Raw genomic sequence first — 16,216 nt, forward strand, 5'->3', positions numbered from 1 at the left:
TTACTGGAGGCCCGAACCCACGTACGTTGAAAAGTGCGGGGATGAGGTGTGGGTAGCGGTGAAATTCCAATCGAACCTGGAGATAGCTGGTTCTCTCCGAAATAGCTTTAGGGCTAGCCTCAAACTTAAGAATCTCGGAGGTAGAGCACTGTTTGGACTAGGGGCCCATCCCGGGTTACCGAATTCAGACAAACTCCGAATGCCGATGATTTATGTTTGGGAGTCAGACTGCGGGTGATAAGATCCGTAGTCGAGAGGGAAACAGCCCAGACCACCAGTTAAGGTCCCCAAGTATTCGTTAAGTGGAAAAGGATGTGGCGTTGCCCAGACAACCAGGATGTTGGCTTAGAAGCAGCCATCATTTAAAGAGTGCGTAATAGCTCACTGGTCGAGTGGCGCTGCGCCGAAAATGTACCGGGGCTAAACGAATCACCGAAACTGTGGATTGACATCTTAGATGTCAGTGGTAGGAGAGCGTTCCAAGGGCGTCGAAGCTAGACCGTAAGGACTGGTGGAGCGCTTGGAAGTGAGAATGCCGGTATGAGTAGCGAAAGAAGGGTGAGAATCCCTTCCACCGAATGCCCAAGGTTTCCTGAGGAAGGCTCGTCCGCTCAGGGTTAGTCAGGACCTAAGTTGAGGCCGAAAGGCGTAGACGATGGACAACAGGTTGATATTCCTGTACCACCTCCCCGCCGTTTGAGCAATGGGGTGACGCAGTAGGATAGGGTGAGCGCGCTGTTGGTTATGCGCGTCTAAGCAGTGAGGTGTGGAATGAGGCAAATCCCGTTCCTATAACATTGAGCTGTTACAGCAAGGGGATTTATCCCTGAGTCCCTGATTTCACGCTGCCAAGAAAAGCCTCTAGCGAGGCGGGAGGTGCCTGTACCGCAAACCGACACAGGTAGGCGAGGAGAGAATCCTAAGGTGATCGAGAGAACTCTCGTTAAGGAACTCGGCAAAATGACCCCGTAACTTCGGGAGAAGGGGTGCTCTGGTAGGGTGTTAAAGCCCGAGAGAGCCGCAGTGAATAGGCCCAGGCGACTGTTTAGCAAAAACACAGGTCTCTGCAAAACCGCAAGGTGAAGTATAGGGGCTGACGCCTGCCCGGTGCTGGAAGGTTAAGAGGAGAGGTCAGCGCAAGCGAAGCTTCGAATTGAAGCCCCAGTAAACGGCGGCCGTAACTATAACGGTCCTAAGGTAGCGAAATTCCTTGTCGGGTAAGTTCCGACCCGCACGAAAGGCGTAACGATCTGGGCACTGTCTCAACGAGAGACTCGGTGAAATTATAATACCTGTGAAGATGCAGGTTACCCGCGACAGGACGGAAAGACCCCGTGGAGCTTTACTGTAACCTGATATTGAATTCCGGTGCAGCCTGTACAGGATAGGTAGGAGCCTTGGATTCCGGAGCGCTAGCTTCGGATGAGGCGTTGGTGGGATACTACCCTGGCTGTATTGGACTTCTAACCCATGCCCCTTATCGGGGCAGGAGACAGTGTCAGGCGGGCAGTTTGACTGGGGCGGTCGCCTCCTAAAGAGTAACGGAGGCGCCCAAAGGTTCCCTCAGAATGGTTGGACATCATTCGTAGAGTGCAAAGGCATAAGGGAGCTTGACTGCGAGACCTACAAGTCGAGCAGGGTCGAAAGACGGGCTTAGTGATCCGGTGGTTCCGCATGGAAGGGCCATCGCTCAACGGATAAAAGCTACCCCGGGGATAACAGGCTTATCTCCCCCAAGAGTCCACATCGACGGGGAGGTTTGGCACCTCGATGTCGGCTCATCGCATCCTGGGGCTGTAGTCGGTCCCAAGGGTTGGGCTGTTCGCCCATTAAAGCGGTACGCGAGCTGGGTTCAGAACGTCGTGAGACAGTTCGGTCCCTATCCGTCGCGGGCGCAGGAAATTTGAGAGGAGCTGTCCTTAGTACGAGAGGACCGGGATGGACATACCTCTGGTGTACCAGTTGTCTTGCCAAAGGCATCGCTGGGTAGCTATGTATGGACGGGATAAATGCTGAAAGCATCTAAGCATGAAGCCCCCCTCGAGATGAGATTTCCCATTACGCAAGTAAGTAAGATCCCTCAAAGAAGATGAGGTTGATAGGTCTGGGGTGGAAGCACGGCGACGTGTGGAGCTGACGGATACTAATCGATCGAGGACTTAACCAATTTTGAAAAGGGCTTGATTACCCTGATTCTGTGTAGCACAATGTCTGTTTTATTCAGTTTTGAGCGAATAAGTACCGTTCATAAAAAAAGTACTTGCAATTAATTAGATGATATGTTATAATAATTATTGTCTTTGAGAAAAGATCATACAAGTCTGGTGACGATTGCGAAGAGGTCACACCCGTTCCCATCCCGAACACGGAAGTTAAGCTCTTCAGCGCCGATGGTAGTTGGGGGTTTCCCCCTGTGAGAGTAGGACGTCGCCGGTCTTGTAACAATTATTACATAGGTTTATGAATAGGACGAACAACTGAAGTTTGTCGCACTTATACCCAGGAGGATTAGCTCAGCTGGGAGAGCACCTGCCTTACAAGCAGGGGGTCGGCGGTTCGAGCCCGTCATCCTCCACCATTTTATTTATAATGAAAACTATTAGCCGGAGTAGCTCAACTGGTAGAGCAACTGACTTGTAATCAGTAGGTTGAGGGTTCAAGTCCTTTCTCCGGCACCACTTTTCGAGCCATTAGCTCAGTTGGTAGAGCATCTGACTTTTAATCAGAGGGTCGCAGGTTCGAATCCTGCATGGCTCACCATTTTTATGACTTAGTGTCATAATTTATATTGCGGGTATGGCGGAACTGGCAGACGCGCTAGACTTAGGATCTAGTGCCTTCGGGCGTGGGGGTTCGACTCCCTTTACCCGCACTTATAATGCGGAAGTAGTTCAGTGGTAGAATACGACCTTGCCAAGGTCGGGGTCGCGGGTTCGAATCCCGTCTTCCGCTCCATATTTTTGCCGGGGTGGCGGAACTGGCAGACGCACAGGACTTAAAATCCTGCGGTAGGTGACTACCGTACCGGTTCGATTCCGGTTCTCGGCATTAATAACTTTTCACTTATATGCGCTCGTAGCTCAATTGGATAGAGCACCTGACTACGGATCAGGAGGTTGTGGATTCGACTTCTGCCGGGCGCACCATTATGTTTTTAAACTTTATAATTCTTCGGGACGTAGCTCAGCTTGGTAGAGCACTTGGTTTGGGACCAAGGGGTCGCAGGTTCGAATCCTGTCTTCCCGACCATTAAGATTTTTAAGCAGATTCGCCGCTTAAAGAATATACCATTTTAAGTAGATTTGTGCTTTAATAATTGCCAGCTATAATGGGGCCTTAGCTCAGCTGGGAGAGCGCCTGCCTTGCACGCAGGAGGTCAGCGGTTCGATCCCGCTAGGCTCCACCAACACAATTTTAATAAAGATCCTGGCGGCGTAGCTCAGCTGGCTAGAGCGTACGGTTCATACCCGTGAGGTCGGGGGTTCGATCCCCTCTGCCGCCATCTTAAAGGACCTTTAGCTCAGTTGGTTAGAGCAGACGGCTCATAACCGTCCGGTCGCAGGTTCGAGTCCTGCAAGGTCCACCACTATTATATACAGCCATGGAGGTATACCCAAGCCCGGCTGAAGGGATCGGTCTTGAAAACCGACAGGGGAGTCAAATCCCGCGGGGGTTCGAATCCCTCTACCTCCTCCATTTTTAACTAGTGGTGAAATTAAATAGTACTTATATTGTTGTCGCGGGGTGGAGAAGTGGTATCTCGTCGGGCTCATAACCCGAAGGTCACAGGTTCAAATCCTGTCCCCGCAACCAAATGGTCCCGTGGTGTAGCGGTTAACATGCCTGCCTGTCACGCAGGAGATCGCCGGTTCGATCCCGGTCGGGACCGCCATTTTTATTAATACTATAAGGTTTAGAATAAGTTAACGACTTAATGTAAACTAAATACGTGGCTCAGTAGCTCAGTCGGTAGAGCAAAGGACTGAAAATCCTTGTGTCGGCGGTTCGATTCCGTCCTGAGCCACCATTGTTATGCGAGTGTAGTTTAGTGGTAAAACCTCAGCCTTCCAAGCTGATGATGAGGGTTCGATTCCCTTCACTCGCTCCAAAAAGGGCCTATAGCTCAGCTGGTTAGAGCGCACGCCTGATAAGCGTGAGGTCGATGGTTCGAGTCCATTTAGGCCCACCATTCCGCAGTAGCTCAGTGGTAGAGCAATCGGCTGTTAACCGATCGGTCGTAGGTTCGAGTCCTACCTGCGGAGCCATTTATATATGGGGAAGTACTCAAGCGGCTCAAGAGGTGCCCCTGCTAAGGGTATAGATCGCGAAAGCGGTGCGAGGGTTCGAATCCCTCCTTCTCCGCCATATATAATTTGGCCCCTTGGTCAAGCGGTTAAGACACCGCCCTTTCACGGCGGTATCACGGGTTCGAATCCCGTAGGGGTCATACATAAAAGTAGCTTTACAAGTTCTTAATGAACTTGTAAAGCTACTTTTTAATTTGTTTATATATAGTTTTCTAGTTCACTTAAATTCTCACTATATATGTTGAATTAAAGAATCCCATTGAATCTACTGTGGCGCTCAATAAGGAGAGAGTTATAATTCGGGGTGTGGATTGTAGAACGCTTGACGCTTTGGGGATGCCTTTCACCGTAAGCCTGGATATCGCTTCGCATCCAGTCTAACGGCTTCGGCGACCCCTTTGCCGCGCCTGCACTAGGGTGTTCATTATCGAGAGAAATGTGATTTTGAGATGTATATGCCGAGATTATTAGGTGATTACTAGTTGATACTACTTATATTCAAGAAAGACGTACTCCAGGTTGCAGATTTCATCACAGATAATGAAATGCTCTTTCTCATATAGACCATCCAGCGTCGAAGCGATATTGGTAGGAGTTCTGTTTCATTCTTAAATAAAAAAGACAAGACTATGGAGAAGACTTCAGCCGCCAAAATTATATCTTTGGCGGCTTTTATCCAGTTAAGAAGCCCCGCTATTCTTTCGTCCCAAAAAGCTCTAGCATTTCGTGTACTTATGCCTTTGGAGAGCAACGGATGGATAACCACCAAACGATTCCCGAAAAATGTGTAGGGTGCTACGAAGTCGCATCCCTACACATCAAGATATCTCGATAATAGTAAAGAGGTCGTTCTATCTAAAGCAACTCAAAGGCAACTGCACACGCAGCGCCTAGTGTTTGATTAAATCATTTACTGGTTACTTTTGGTTAATTAACATACGTGAGCTAAAATATCCTGAAAAGAAACACCATAAGCAATGGCCTATGGTGTTTCTTTTCACTTCTTCTGATCCTCTATATAACTATCTTTTTCATGATAAGGAATATCTCCGAGAGGGGATTCGATTCCTTCATCATCCAGTTCCGCTTCATATTTCTCTGAGGCATCGGACCTGATGAAACCGCGTGACTTTCCATTTATATCGGTTCCTGTGAATTCTTCAAATACTTCGGTTGCACCATCTGAAATTCCGCTGTCGTATAACGTATTGTAGTCATCGTGATCTCCGCTGAAATCGGAAGGGGTTTCTGATGTTCCAGATTTTGCGATTTCCTGAAAGCTGTCTTCGCCATCCCGGGCCGCTCCGGAAAAAGAATTTGGGTTGGCCATGGTAAGCGTATCTTCTTCGACAGGTCGATCATTGGGGATTTCTTGCTCAGTCGCATGGTCGATGCAAAGAGTTGTGTAAGGAACTGCTTCAAGTCGCCCAAATGGTATATCTTTTTGGCACACTTCACATTTCCCATAAGAACCGTTCACCATCGCTTGTAAGGCGCTTTCTACTTTATCTAATTCAGAGCCAGCATGAACGTTTAAAGCCATGTCTTTCTCTCTTTCAAACAGTTCTGTACCCATATCACCGGGATGATTGTCATACATCGACAGCTCGCCGGCAGCTTCTTGTGCACTTTCCTTAATATCTGTTTCTTCTTCTGTTTTTGTTAAGTGATCCTTCATTTCATATAGTTCTTTTTTTAGAGTGGCTTTTTGTTTATCGTTCAACAAGTTTTGTCACGTCCTTTTTAGTAATGGCATTAGTCTGCACATACACACCGTACTTAATAAACAAAAGTACAGATTGTTGACTATCGTTACTTAACTTTCCTTTATTTCGTTCCATCTAAACATATAAATCAGAAAAAGCGTAAAGCTTCGAGTTAAATCGAGGCTTTACGCTTTTTTTTTATTAGTTAGAGCAGATGCCCAATGAGTATTCCGATCCCTAATAGTAAGCCGAATAAAGTGTTCGTAACTGCAGTGTTTTTCATCGCAGGCATCACATGTATTGGGATGTGATTTTTTCGGAACACAGTAATCGCTCCAATCGGCTTTTTGATACTAAGAAATACAAGCAGTGCCCATGGAGTAAGATGACCGAAGAGAATCATTGCAATAATCCAGCCATAGGAAATAATGAAAAATAGCATTAGGATTGTAATTGCGTTGTAGCGGCCCACAAGAATAGCGAGTGTTTTTCGTCCGCCTTCCTTATCGCCTTCTAAATCACGTATATTATTTGCTAGCATAATACCTGCGACTAGCAACATACTTGGGATAGATAGCAGAACCGCTTCTGTCGTTACTGTTTCTGTCTGGATATAAAACGAAATAAGGATAAGTAACATTCCCATGACAACACCGGAAAACAGTTCTCCAAATGGCGTGTAGGCGATAGGATACGGTCCTCCAGTATAAAAGTAGCCTACCATCATTGACAGGATCCCGACGACTGCGAGCATCCATGAGGTTTCCATACATATATAGATACCAATAAGGACGGAAATCCCGTAAAGCATAAAGGCAAGATTCAACACGGTTTTTGGTTTTACACCATTACGGACGATTGTACCGCCGATACCAATGGACTGTTCTGTATCAAGTCCTCTTTTAAAATCATAATATTCATTGAACATATTCGTTGCCATTTGGATGAAAACACTCGCGACGAGCATGGCGATGAATAAAGGAAAATGTAATTTTCCGTAAGTTAGTGCAATCATGGTACCGAGAAATACAGGTGCAAAGGCTGCCGTTAGTGTATGTGGACGTGTAAGCTGCCACCAAATACGCCAGCCTTTATCCGCTTTTATTGTCTGTTGCAATTTGGCTCTCTCCCTATCCTTTTAATGACCCTATCTATTGTACTCCAAAATGGGTGGAGTGAACATATGGACTGCTTATTATGTGCTGAAACGACATTGATTCGGTATGATAGACTATAGGTATTGTTTTAAATCAGTCGAATGAATGTACGGAGGGAAAATAATGAATCGGAAGTTGACCGCTACCCGTGAATCTCAATTAAATGTTAGGCAGAATGAGCTGCGTTTTTTTACAGAAACTGTCGATGCGGGGAGAATCTCACCACTTGCGTTTTTTGAAGCAGGGGATTCGTGTTACAAAGATGAACGTTTCTATTGGCAAAATGCAGATAAAACTTTAACGCTTGTTGGTATTGGACATGCTACGGTATTAACAAGTGATGGAACGAATGATCGTTTCACACATATTTCAACAAGTTGGAAAAAATTATGTAGTGCGCTTATTAAAGAAGAAAATGATCGGGAACCTGTTCTTTTTGGAGGTTTCTCGTTTGATCCGAAAAGTGTTAAGCAATCAGAGTGGGATGCATTTCCATCGGCCCATTTCGTTGTACCTTCTTTCCAGTTGTCGATTACGAATGGTAAGACAGAAATTTCCATTAACCTCGTAACAAAAAGCAACGATGGGGCAGAACAGTTTGAGAAGTTAAGGGATGAAAGAGACCGTCTAATTCATATCGCGCAAGTCGAGGAATCCGCTCTGCTTACAAAACCGGAAGTTGTGTCAATAGAGGAACTTTCGAAAGAACATTATCTGGAAACCGTTGCAGATGTCACAAAGAAAATTAACAATGGTGAAGCTGAAAAAGTAGTAATTGCACGTTCGGTTAAACTAAACTTTGCAGATGACGTGCCGGCTGTCACTGCACTTCATCATATATCAAATGAACAGCAGGAAAGTTATCACTTTGGATTGCAAAAAGACGGCCAATTATTTTTTGGTGCTACACCTGAACGTTTAATTGAAATATCAAATGGCCGTGCGTATTCGGCATGTGTTGCGGGTTCCATTAAACGAGGCAAGTCGGCAACTGAAGACCGCGAACTTGGCGATGAACTTCTTGAAGATAGAAAAAATCGAGAAGAGCATCAATATGTCGTTAATATGATTTCACAAGTGTTTAAGACATTTTGCACAGACATCAAAATTTCGAAAGTACCGAAACTGATGAAAGTCCGTGATATTCAGCATTTGTTTACGCCAGTTGAAGGAAAAGTTGAACAAGGAACTGATATTTTTAGTTTGGTTCAAGCACTTCACCCGACACCGGCGCTAGGCGGTGTCCCAACTGATATAGCGATGGAAATGATTCGTTCTGAGGAAAACTTGGATCGGGGTTATTATGCTGGACCAATTGGTTGGACAGATACTGCTGGAAATGGTGAATTCGCTGTGGCAATCCGTTCCGCACTTCTTGACGGCAATAGTGCGTACTTATACGCAGGTGGAGGAATTGTGGCAGACTCTGAACCAGATAAAGAATACGATGAAACATGGGTGAAATTCAGACCGGTTATGCGGGCGCTTGGAGGAAAACTGAATGGATAACCGTACAGTTTTGACTGATTATGTTCGTAGAATGACTGCTGCTTTGATGATGGCTGATGTGAAAACGGTAGTTATTAGTCCAGGCTCTCGTTCGACACCACTGGCTTACGCTTTCGCTTCAACAAAAGGCCTTGATGTCTATATGCAAGTCGATGAACGATCGGCTGCCTACTTTGCATTAGGTTTGGCGAAGGCATCCGGTAATCCTGTCGTCCTTCTCTGTACGTCAGGTACTGCAGCATCGAATTATCATCCTGCTATAACAGAAGCGTATTATGCGCGTATTCCTCTTATTGTTATCACGGCTGACCGTCCGCATGAATTAAGGGAAGTCGGTGCGCCACAGGCAATCGATCAAATTCGAATGTATGGTAAGCATGTGAAATATAGTGTAGATTTCCCACTTGCTGAAAACAATCCGGATATCGAAGACTTTATTGATCGCCATATTAGCCGTGCACTGTCAGTTGCGACTACAGCTCCACGCGGACCCGTTCACTTAAATGTGCCGTTCCGGGAACCACTTCTGATCGATTTTAATCGGGAAACGCCGAAAATGACTTTCAAAAAACGATTTAAAAGTGTAGACAGTTTGGATGCATCTACTGCCCAACAAATTTCACAGTTGCTTGCAACGTCGGAAAAAGGCTTCATCATTGCTGGTGAAATGCCGATAGGGTTCGATAAAGCAGCATTTTGGAACTTTGCCAAAGCACTGGAATGGCCAGTATTATGCGATCCGCTATCAAATCTTCGCACGGAAGTACCTGAACAATGCATAGCGCTCTGTATTGATCATTATGATGCGCTATTAAAAAGTGATGCATTCAAAGAGAAAGTCGTACCTGATACTGTCATTCGTTTTGGTGCACAGCCAGTAGCGAAGCCGCTTTCGCTTTACTTGAAAAAAGTAAGACCAGCTACAGTTATAGCGGTGGATGAATCGCCGGAATTTAGGGATTCGCTCGGTGTCGTTACGCATCATATCCAGACTTCATCCGAAACAGTCATGAAAATTATTGTGGATAAACCGAAGACATCTTATACAGAGTTGTGGACGATGGCGAATGAGGCGGCATCAGCGATTACAAATAAGTATGAGGGTGTTGCTGGCGATGAAGGGATATTTGCAAAAACATTATTTGAGCACCTTCCCACAGAGAGCGACCTCGTAAGTGGCAGCAGCATGCCAATCCGTGATGTAGACACGTTCTTCAGGAAGACGGATAAGGATATTACAATTTTTGCGAATCGCGGGACGAATGGTATCGATGGTGTTGTATCGACAGCATTCGGTATCCAGGCGGCAAGAAAGCGTCCAACATGGCTGTTAATTGGCGATTTATCGTTCTTGCATGATGTCAACGGATTAATTGTTACTCGTTTCCACGAGGCAGATTTAACCATTGTCATTATTAATAACGATGGGGGTGGAATATTCTCGTACCTTCCGCAAGCTGATGCAGGTAATCATTTCGAAGAGCTGTTTGGCACACCAACAGGCTTAACATTCGGCCACATTGCTGCGATGTATGATGCGCAGTATGCGGCAATCCACACGCCAGAAGAGTTCGGAATGGAGCTCGATAAAGCGAAGGAAAAACCAGTGCGTATTATCGAAGTGTTCACGAATCGTCAAGCGAATGTGAAAGCGCACCGAGACCTATGGAAGCAAATCACGGACAGGCTTGATCGTAATGAATGAAAAGACTATTCGTATACGTGAAATTAATATGTATGTGGAAATCCAAGGTGGAGAAAATCTACCTGTCATCGTATTTCTACATGGTTTTACGGGGAGCACCACATCATGGCGTGAAATTACAAAGTTGCTAAAAGGTAACTACCAGACAATAGCTGTCGATTTGACGGGACACGGCAAATCGACTATTCCGGAAGACATTGGCCGCTACTCTATGGATCAGCAAGTAGAGGACCTTGAGGAACTGTTTACTGAGCTTTCTCTTGATCAATTCATCTTAGTTGGCTATTCAATGGGGGGACGTATTGCACTGGCTTATACGGTGCGACATCCAATGCGGGTCTCGTCATTGATTCTCGAGAGTTCTTCTCCAGGATTGAAGACGGAAGTGGAAAGAGAAGAACGACAAGCAGCTGACAGGCGGCTGGCAGACAGAATCACAAGGGACGGATTGCCGGCATTCATCGATTTCTGGGGAAATATTCCCTTGTTCGCGTCTCAGAAGACTTTGTCGGAAGAAAAGCAGCTGGCAGTGAGGAATGAACGGCTTAGTCAGAGTGAAATAGGCCTTGCGAACAGCTTACGTGGTATTGGAACAGGTAGCCAAGCTTCTTATTGGGAGAGCCTAGGAACAGTCAATCTTCCGGTTTTGCTCATAACGGGAAAACTCGACACGAAGTTCGTAAATATTTCCCGGGAAATGCAGTGGGATTTCCCTAATGTCCGCCACGAAACGATAGAACATGCTGGACATGCAATTCATGTGGAAAAACCGGCTACATTTGCTACAATGATAGAGGAGCATATTTCAGAGTTGAAAAATCGAGGAGGATCACTATGACACGTCAATGGGAAACGATACGTACATACGAAGACATCAAATACGAACAGTATGGCGGGATTGCAAAAGTAACAATCAACCGTCCGGAAGTGCGCAATGCATTCCGTCCTAAAACGGTATCGGAGTTAATCGACGCATTTTCACGCGCACGGGACGACCAAAGCATTGGAGTCATCGTCTTAACAGGCGAAGGCGAGAAAGCATTCTGTTCAGGCGGAGACCAATCCGTACGAGGGCATGGCGGTTATGTAGGAGACGACGAAATTCCACGTCTCAACGTCTTGGACTTACAGCGTCTAATCCGTGTTATTCCAAAACCGGTTGTGGCAATGGTTGCAGGATATGCAATCGGCGGCGGACATGTTCTTCATGTCGTTTGTGATTTGACGATTGCAGCAGAAAATGCAGTTTTCGGACAAACAGGACCTAAAGTTGGTTCATTCGACGCAGGTTACGGTTCGGGCTACTTGGCACGAATCATTGGCCATAAAAAAGCGCGCGAAATCTGGTTCCTTTGCCGTCAATACAACGCACAGGAAGCACTCGACATGGGTCTAGTCAATACAGTAGTTCCTTATGAACAACTGGAAGACGAGACGGTCCAATGGTGTGAAGAGATGCTTGGCATGAGCCCTACGGCACTTCGTTTCGTGAAAGCGGCAATGAATGCGGATACGGACGGACTTGCTGGTCTTCAACAATTGGCTGGCGACGCAACACTTCTTTATTACACAACAGACGAAGCGAAAGAAGGCCGCGATGCATTCAAAGAAAAACGCAAACCGGACTTCGGACAATTCCCACGTTTTCCTTGATCAAAGAAAAGCGTTAGGCGCCGTTCAGCCCCGACAAGCGCTGGAAGGCTTGAAGATAAAGGCGTACTTTGCCTTTTCAGCAAGCCTGAAGCGACTCGAGGGGCTGGGGCCTGAAGCCTAGACAGTAATCAAACTGGATAAAAACTAAGAAAGCTGCCTCTAATCGGGCAGCTTTTTCTGAATGGATGGTGATGGCATGATTCCAAATTGGTTAATGCAACGGGCTTATTTAACGCCTGATAAAATAGCTTTATCGTTCGAAGAGGAAAAGTGGACATTCGCACAGTTAAAAGATGATGCTGTGGTTCTTGCACGAAAATTGAGGGCTAACAGTTTAAATGAAGGGGAACGGATCGCCTTGCTTGGGTCCTCCAATGCTGAAATGGTAGTCATCATTCATGCATGTATGCTGGCCGGCCTTGAGATTGTTATGCTAAACAGTCGGTTGTCGAAAAAAGAAATCGCATATCAATTGGATGATTCAGGCGCCAATACGGTAATTGTGTCGAATGAACTGAGTAGTGTTGTTGCCGATACGCCGGTACGTCAGCTACTATTTTCTACGATCAAAGAAAGTGCGGAACAGGCTTTTGTCATCCAGGAAAGTTGGCAATCAGACAGAACCATTACGATTATGTATACATCGGGCACGACAGGATTTCCGAAGGGGGTCCGTCAGACTGCAGGTAATCACGTCTCGAGTGCACTGTCGTCTGTTCTAAATTTAGGGCTTGATGAAGACGATGTCTGGCTCTGTGCGATGCCTTTATTTCATATTAGCGGGTTCTCGATTCTCGTTCGTTCTGTTCTATACGGAAATGAGGTTCAGTTGCATGAGAAGTTTGATGCGGTCAAGTCTGCGAAAGCGGTAAGGGATGGGTCCGTCACACGGATGTCTGTTGTATCTCTTACATTGGATAAAGTTCTGCGTGAACTGGAAAAGGATAATAGTGTCGCACATTCATCATTTAAATCAATGCTGGCAGGTGGTGGCCCCGTTCCAATCGATTATTTGAAGCGGGCAAAAGTACTTGAAGTTCCTGTTCTCCAAACGTACGGCATGACAGAAACTAGTTCGCAAACAGCGACCTTAGCAGCAAGTGATGCAATGAGGAAAATGGGTTCAGCAGGCAAACCATTGTTTTTCAATCAAATCAAAATCAAAGATACAGAAACGCCAGGTGAAAAAGGTGAAGTATTTATACGCGGTTCACATGTGACACCTGGATATATTGGTCGTTTTTCCGAAGTGGATCCATTAGAAAATGGCTGGCTTCCAACAGGTGATATCGGTTATCTTGATTCGGAAGGTTATTTGTATATCGTCGATAGAAGATCCGACTTAATCATTTCAGGAGGAGAAAATATTTACCCTGCTGAAATTGAAAATGTACTGATAGCGCATCCGAATATTCGAGAGGTAGGCGTTTGCGGGAAAGAACATTCCGAGTGGGGAAGTGTCCCAGTTGCGTTTGTCGTAGTGTCAGGAAATGTGAAAGAAGCTGATTTGATAGCGTATTGTGAAGAGCGATTGGCGCGTTACAAAGTACCGAAATCATTCCGCTTCGTAGATGAACTGCCGCGTAACGGGTCAAATAAGTTATTGCGTCGCAAATTGAAAGAGTCAGTGGATTTGGAGTAAGGTTGAAGTCGAAATTAAAGTCAAACTGTGAGGTCAACTCTGGACTGTCATGGCAAGTCATCAATCTGTAAGGGCAGTTGCGTTAACTGTCCTGGCAACAGATTAAATTGTGAGGTCAACTCTGGACTGTCATGGCAAGTCATCAATCTGTAAGGGCAGTTGCGTTAACTGTCCTGGCAACAGATTAAATTGTGAGGTCAACTCTGGACTGTCATGGCAAGTCATCAATCTGTAAGGGCAATTGCGCTAACTGTCATGTCAAATGATTAAACTGTAAGGGCAACTCCAAACTGTCACAGCAAAAACAAAAAGGCTGTTCCATATACCAGATTAAATCTGGTATACGGGACAACCTTTCTTCATTTACTTTCCACTTAACGCTTTCTTCAGCGTTTCAATGTTTTGTTCCATCAAAGAAAAATAGTCTTTGTTGTTTTTTACATCATCCACTGTCAATACGCCAAGATTGTGGAGCATGAGTGATTCAGCACCAATTTCTTTCCGCACGACATTAGTTAGTTTAGATGATACATTCTGTTCAAAAAGTACATAGTGGATGTTGTGATTTTTTGCCTCTTTGACAATTTGTGCTAATTGCTTTTGTGACGGCTCGCTTTGTGAGTTCAGTCCCGCAATCGCGACTTGTTCCAGTCCATATGAATCGGCTAGATAACCAAATGATGCATGTGAAACAAAGAACGTTTTGGAAGGGATAGTGGAAGCCATCTCTTTGAATTTGCTATCGAGTTCGACAAGTTCTACTTTCAGTTGTTCAAAGTTCTTCTCGAATTCGTCTTTCATTTCAGGTTTTGATGCAATCAATGCATCTTTGATAGAAGTTGCAAGTTCGACACTAAGCAGTGGTGAGATCCATACATGGGGATCAATTCCCCCATGATCATGACCTTCGTGTCCATGTTCATCATGTTCAGCATCTTCGTCGTGACCTTCATCACTATGACCTTCGTCTAGCATCTCATCAGGAATCGCCTCTGCTGTTGCAACCATTTTTACATGTTCGTTTTTCATGGTTTTTTCTGCATTTTCCACAAAACCTTCAAGGCCAAGTCCTATATAGAAAAACAAATCCGAGTCCGCGAGTCCCATCATATCTTTTTGTGTAGGATCAAAAGTATGTTCATCCGCGCCAGCAGGATAGATGGATTTCACATCGACGTAGTCGCCGCCGATTCGTTCTGTAAAGTATTGAAGCGGGTATACTGTTGTATAAATAGACAATTTCTCTGTCCCAGTTTCCGAGTTTTCTGTGGATTTAGCGCCACAAGCACTAAGTAGCATAATTGTTAGTAATGACATGATGAAAAAAAGTTTCTTATTCATTAGATATATCCTCCGTATTATTAATAGTAATCATTCCGATTTGTGTAACTGACTTTTTTATCATACAAGAGTGTTTCTAATTTGGCAACTAAATAAGCGAATTTCTTTTAATCGAAAAAAACGGCTCGACAATTATGTCAAACCGTTCTATCTAAAAAGATCACTTTTTATGCATATCATTGTCTGGTACAGGATCAAATCCACCCTCGTGGAACGGATGGCATTTTGAAATTCGACGTACCGCAAGCCATGAACCTTTTAGTGCTCCATGCTTTTCGACTGCCTCAATCCCATAGTGAGAACAAGTGGGATAGAAACGGCATGAAGGTGGTGTAAGGGGTGAAATTACTTTTTGATATAGTTTAATAAAGCCAATTAAAATCTTTTTCATTTAAAAAACTCCTTATTAATGCCTCGATGTTTATTGTAGATGCTTCGGTGGTAAATTAACAGAGAGATGAATTATATTTAACAATAAGGGGAGAGATTTATATGTCGAAAGAACTTATTAATGAATTGAATGTCCAAGTTTCTACATGGTCGGTTATGTATGCGAAGCTCCATAACTATCACTGGTATGTTAAAGGTCATCATTTCTTCACGTTACATGTAAAGTTTGAAGAACTTTATAATGAAGCGACGTTACATATGGATGAAATCGCAGAACGTATTTTGACACTTGGCGGAGATCCTGTAGCGACGCTGAAAGAACATCTTGAACAATCTGTTGTGAAAGAAGCAACGGGAGATGAAAAAGAAGACAGCATGGTGAAAACTGTCGTAAATGATTTCGGTGAAATTATGAAATCGTTGAAAAAAGGCATGCAGCTGGCTGCGAAAGATGGCGACGATATGACGGAAGATTTGTTGAACGCGACATATCAAAGTATCGAAAAACATCAATGGATGCTGAATGCATTCCTGGGTGAAGATAACAAGTAATCATTTTTCATTAAAAATACTAGAAAAATGCCGATAATAAGCTTGTGGAAGGAGTGATGGCAAATGGATATGAGCTCCATCATGGCAAGTCAATTGAGAAGTTTGCAATCGACTGTTCAGTTGAGTGTGTTAAATAATGCACTTGCAATGAATACTGCAGCGGCAACAGATATGTTGAAAAGTTTATCTAATCAGTCTGTTGCAGCCCATCCTCATAAGGGAGCTTCGGTTGACGTACAAGCGTAAATTGCGGT

The 16,216-nt window shown here is 44.8% G+C and carries 11 protein-coding genes, 20 tRNA genes and 2 rRNA genes (1 of these 33 cut by a window edge); 29 read left to right on the plus strand and 4 right to left on the minus strand.

The genetic code is table 11. The features are described from left to right. The 22 genes from MKY15_RS12735 to MKY15_RS12840 form a co-directional block, all read left to right on the plus strand. Positions 1–2,167: ribosomal RNA gene (locus MKY15_RS12735) — 23S ribosomal RNA — on the plus strand; it begins 765 nt to the left of the window's first position. A gap of 153 nt (positions 2,168–2,320) precedes the next feature. Next, positions 2,321–2,436, plus strand: a 5S ribosomal RNA gene (gene rrf, locus MKY15_RS12740). A 66-nt stretch (positions 2,437–2,502) separates the two neighbouring features. Beyond that, positions 2,503–2,578 (plus strand) — tRNA-Val (locus MKY15_RS12745). A 24-nt stretch (positions 2,579–2,602) separates the two neighbouring features. Then, a tRNA-Thr gene (locus tag MKY15_RS12750) sits at positions 2,603–2,678 on the plus strand. Positions 2,679–2,684: 6 nt separating this feature from the next. Beyond that, a tRNA-Lys gene (locus MKY15_RS12755) sits at positions 2,685–2,760 on the plus strand. 30 nt (positions 2,761–2,790) lie between these two features. Continuing rightward, positions 2,791–2,872, plus strand: a tRNA-Leu gene (locus MKY15_RS12760). An 8-nt stretch (positions 2,873–2,880) separates the two neighbouring features. Further along, positions 2,881–2,955, plus strand: a tRNA-Gly gene (locus MKY15_RS12765). A gap of 7 nt (positions 2,956–2,962) precedes the next feature. Further along, positions 2,963–3,048, plus strand: a tRNA-Leu gene (locus MKY15_RS12770). 21 nt (positions 3,049–3,069) lie between these two features. Then, positions 3,070–3,146, plus strand: a tRNA-Arg gene (locus tag MKY15_RS12775). 26 nt (positions 3,147–3,172) lie between these two features. Further along, a tRNA-Pro gene (locus MKY15_RS12780) sits at positions 3,173–3,249 on the plus strand. Between the two features lie 81 nt (positions 3,250–3,330). Beyond that, positions 3,331–3,406, plus strand: a tRNA-Ala gene (locus MKY15_RS12785). A gap of 22 nt (positions 3,407–3,428) precedes the next feature. Further along, positions 3,429–3,502, plus strand: a tRNA-Met gene (locus tag MKY15_RS12790). 7 nt (positions 3,503–3,509) lie between these two features. Then, positions 3,510–3,586, plus strand: a tRNA-Ile gene (locus tag MKY15_RS12795). Positions 3,587–3,603: 17 nt separating this feature from the next. Next, positions 3,604–3,696, plus strand: a tRNA-Ser gene (locus MKY15_RS12800). Positions 3,697–3,738: 42 nt separating this feature from the next. Then, a tRNA-Met gene (locus MKY15_RS12805) sits at positions 3,739–3,813 on the plus strand. Positions 3,814–3,816: 3 nt separating this feature from the next. Further along, positions 3,817–3,892: transfer RNA gene (locus tag MKY15_RS12810), tRNA-Asp, on the plus strand. A gap of 59 nt (positions 3,893–3,951) precedes the next feature. Beyond that, positions 3,952–4,027: transfer RNA gene (locus MKY15_RS12815), tRNA-Phe, on the plus strand. Positions 4,028–4,034: 7 nt separating this feature from the next. Continuing rightward, positions 4,035–4,108: transfer RNA gene (locus MKY15_RS12820), tRNA-Gly, on the plus strand. A gap of 4 nt (positions 4,109–4,112) precedes the next feature. Further along, positions 4,113–4,189 (plus strand) — tRNA-Ile (locus tag MKY15_RS12825). 1 nt (position 4,190) lies between these two features. Beyond that, positions 4,191–4,265, plus strand: a tRNA-Asn gene (locus tag MKY15_RS12830). A gap of 9 nt (positions 4,266–4,274) precedes the next feature. Next, positions 4,275–4,365 (plus strand) — tRNA-Ser (locus MKY15_RS12835). A 10-nt stretch (positions 4,366–4,375) separates the two neighbouring features. Continuing rightward, positions 4,376–4,447, plus strand: a tRNA-Glu gene (locus MKY15_RS12840). An 857-nt stretch (positions 4,448–5,304) separates the two neighbouring features. On the opposite strand, the gene MKY15_RS12845 is transcribed toward MKY15_RS12840, so the two are convergent. Both MKY15_RS12845 and MKY15_RS12850 read right to left on the minus strand, forming a co-directional pair. Beyond that, entirely contained in the window at positions 5,305–6,033 is a 729-nt protein-coding gene (locus tag MKY15_RS12845) for a TraR/DksA C4-type zinc finger protein (RefSeq protein ID WP_067206477.1), read from the minus strand. A 185-nt stretch (positions 6,034–6,218) separates the two neighbouring features. After that, complete coding sequence (locus MKY15_RS12850; RefSeq protein ID WP_067206480.1) at positions 6,219–7,130, minus strand: 1,4-dihydroxy-2-naphthoate polyprenyltransferase; 912 nt, start codon at positions 7,128–7,130, stop codon at positions 6,219–6,221. A 163-nt stretch (positions 7,131–7,293) separates the two neighbouring features. Between MKY15_RS12850 and MKY15_RS12855 the strand changes: the two genes are divergently transcribed. The 5 genes from MKY15_RS12855 (at position 7,294) to MKY15_RS12875 (ending at position 13,679) form a co-directional block, all read left to right on the plus strand. Further along, positions 7,294–8,679: an isochorismate synthase gene (locus tag MKY15_RS12855; protein WP_067206483.1), complete on the plus strand. Its 1,386-nt coding sequence runs from the start codon at positions 7,294–7,296 to the stop codon at positions 8,677–8,679. Further along, a complete protein-coding gene (gene menD / locus MKY15_RS12860) occupies positions 8,672–10,384 on the plus strand; it encodes a 2-succinyl-5-enolpyruvyl-6-hydroxy-3-cyclohexene-1-carboxylic-acid synthase (protein ID WP_342537693.1) in 1,713 nt (570 codons plus the stop codon). Before MKY15_RS12855 ends, menD begins: the two co-directional genes overlap by 8 nt. After that, the gene (gene menH / locus MKY15_RS12865) at positions 10,377–11,222 is read left to right on the plus strand and encodes a 2-succinyl-6-hydroxy-2,4-cyclohexadiene-1-carboxylate synthase (RefSeq protein WP_342537695.1); all 846 of its coding nucleotides are present in this window, start codon (positions 10,377–10,379) and stop codon (positions 11,220–11,222) included. Before menD ends, menH begins: the two co-directional genes overlap by 8 nt. Next, on the plus strand, positions 11,219–12,037 hold the full coding sequence (gene menB, locus MKY15_RS12870; RefSeq protein ID WP_067206491.1) for a 1,4-dihydroxy-2-naphthoyl-CoA synthase: 819 nt from the start codon (positions 11,219–11,221) through the stop codon (positions 12,035–12,037). The genes menH and menB overlap by 4 nt, the downstream gene beginning before the upstream one ends. Before the next feature lie 196 nt (positions 12,038–12,233). Next, a complete protein-coding gene (locus tag MKY15_RS12875) occupies positions 12,234–13,679 on the plus strand; it encodes an o-succinylbenzoate--CoA ligase (RefSeq protein WP_342537696.1) in 1,446 nt (481 codons plus the stop codon). Between the two features lie 363 nt (positions 13,680–14,042). On the opposite strand, the gene MKY15_RS12880 is transcribed toward MKY15_RS12875, so the two are convergent. Then, on the minus strand, positions 14,043–15,020 hold the full coding sequence (locus MKY15_RS12880) for a zinc ABC transporter substrate-binding protein (RefSeq protein WP_342537697.1): 978 nt from the start codon (positions 15,018–15,020) through the stop codon (positions 14,043–14,045). Positions 15,021–15,180: 160 nt separating this feature from the next. Then, positions 15,181–15,411, minus strand: coding sequence for a membrane protein insertion efficiency factor YidD (gene yidD / locus MKY15_RS12885; protein ID WP_067206498.1), 231 nt, complete (start codon positions 15,409–15,411; stop codon positions 15,181–15,183). 101 nt (positions 15,412–15,512) lie between these two features. Between yidD and MKY15_RS12890 the strand changes: the two genes are divergently transcribed. Further along, a complete protein-coding gene (locus tag MKY15_RS12890) occupies positions 15,513–15,962 on the plus strand; it encodes a Dps family protein (protein ID WP_067206501.1) in 450 nt (149 codons plus the stop codon). A 63-nt stretch (positions 15,963–16,025) separates the two neighbouring features. Continuing rightward, on the plus strand, positions 16,026–16,208 hold the full coding sequence (locus MKY15_RS12895; protein ID WP_067206503.1) for a putative motility protein: 183 nt from the start codon (positions 16,026–16,028) through the stop codon (positions 16,206–16,208). The last annotated feature ends 8 nt before the right edge of the window (positions 16,209–16,216 follow it).

Origin of the sequence: Sporosarcina sp. FSL K6-1540 (genome assembly GCF_038620285.1) — a bacterium.
Taxonomy (GTDB): Bacteria; Bacillota; Bacilli; order Bacillales_A; family Planococcaceae; genus Sporosarcina; species Sporosarcina psychrophila.

What these genes read in the sequence shown, in the direction of transcription:
- MKY15_RS12855 (WP_067206483.1), top strand. Translation starts at nt 7,294, where the DNA reads ATGAATCGGAAGTTGACCGCTACCCGTGAATCTCAATTAAATGTTAGG.
- menD (WP_342537693.1), top strand. Translation starts at nt 8,672, where the DNA reads ATGGATAACCGTACAGTTTTGACTGATTATGTTCGTAGAATGACTGCT.
- menH (WP_342537695.1), top strand. Translation starts at nt 10,377, where the DNA reads ATGAATGAAAAGACTATTCGTATACGTGAAATTAATATGTATGTGGAA.
- menB (WP_067206491.1), top strand. Translation starts at nt 11,219, where the DNA reads ATGACACGTCAATGGGAAACGATACGTACATACGAAGACATCAAATAC.
- MKY15_RS12875 (WP_342537696.1), top strand. Translation starts at nt 12,234, where the DNA reads ATGATTCCAAATTGGTTAATGCAACGGGCTTATTTAACGCCTGATAAA.
- MKY15_RS12880 (WP_342537697.1), bottom strand. Translation starts at nt 15,020, where the DNA reads ATGAATAAGAAACTTTTTTTCATCATGTCATTACTAACAATTATGCTA.
- yidD (WP_067206498.1), bottom strand. Translation starts at nt 15,411, where the DNA reads ATGAAAAAGATTTTAATTGGCTTTATTAAACTATATCAAAAAGTAATT.
- MKY15_RS12890 (WP_067206501.1), top strand. Translation starts at nt 15,513, where the DNA reads ATGTCGAAAGAACTTATTAATGAATTGAATGTCCAAGTTTCTACATGG.
- MKY15_RS12895 (WP_067206503.1), top strand. Translation starts at nt 16,026, where the DNA reads ATGGATATGAGCTCCATCATGGCAAGTCAATTGAGAAGTTTGCAATCG.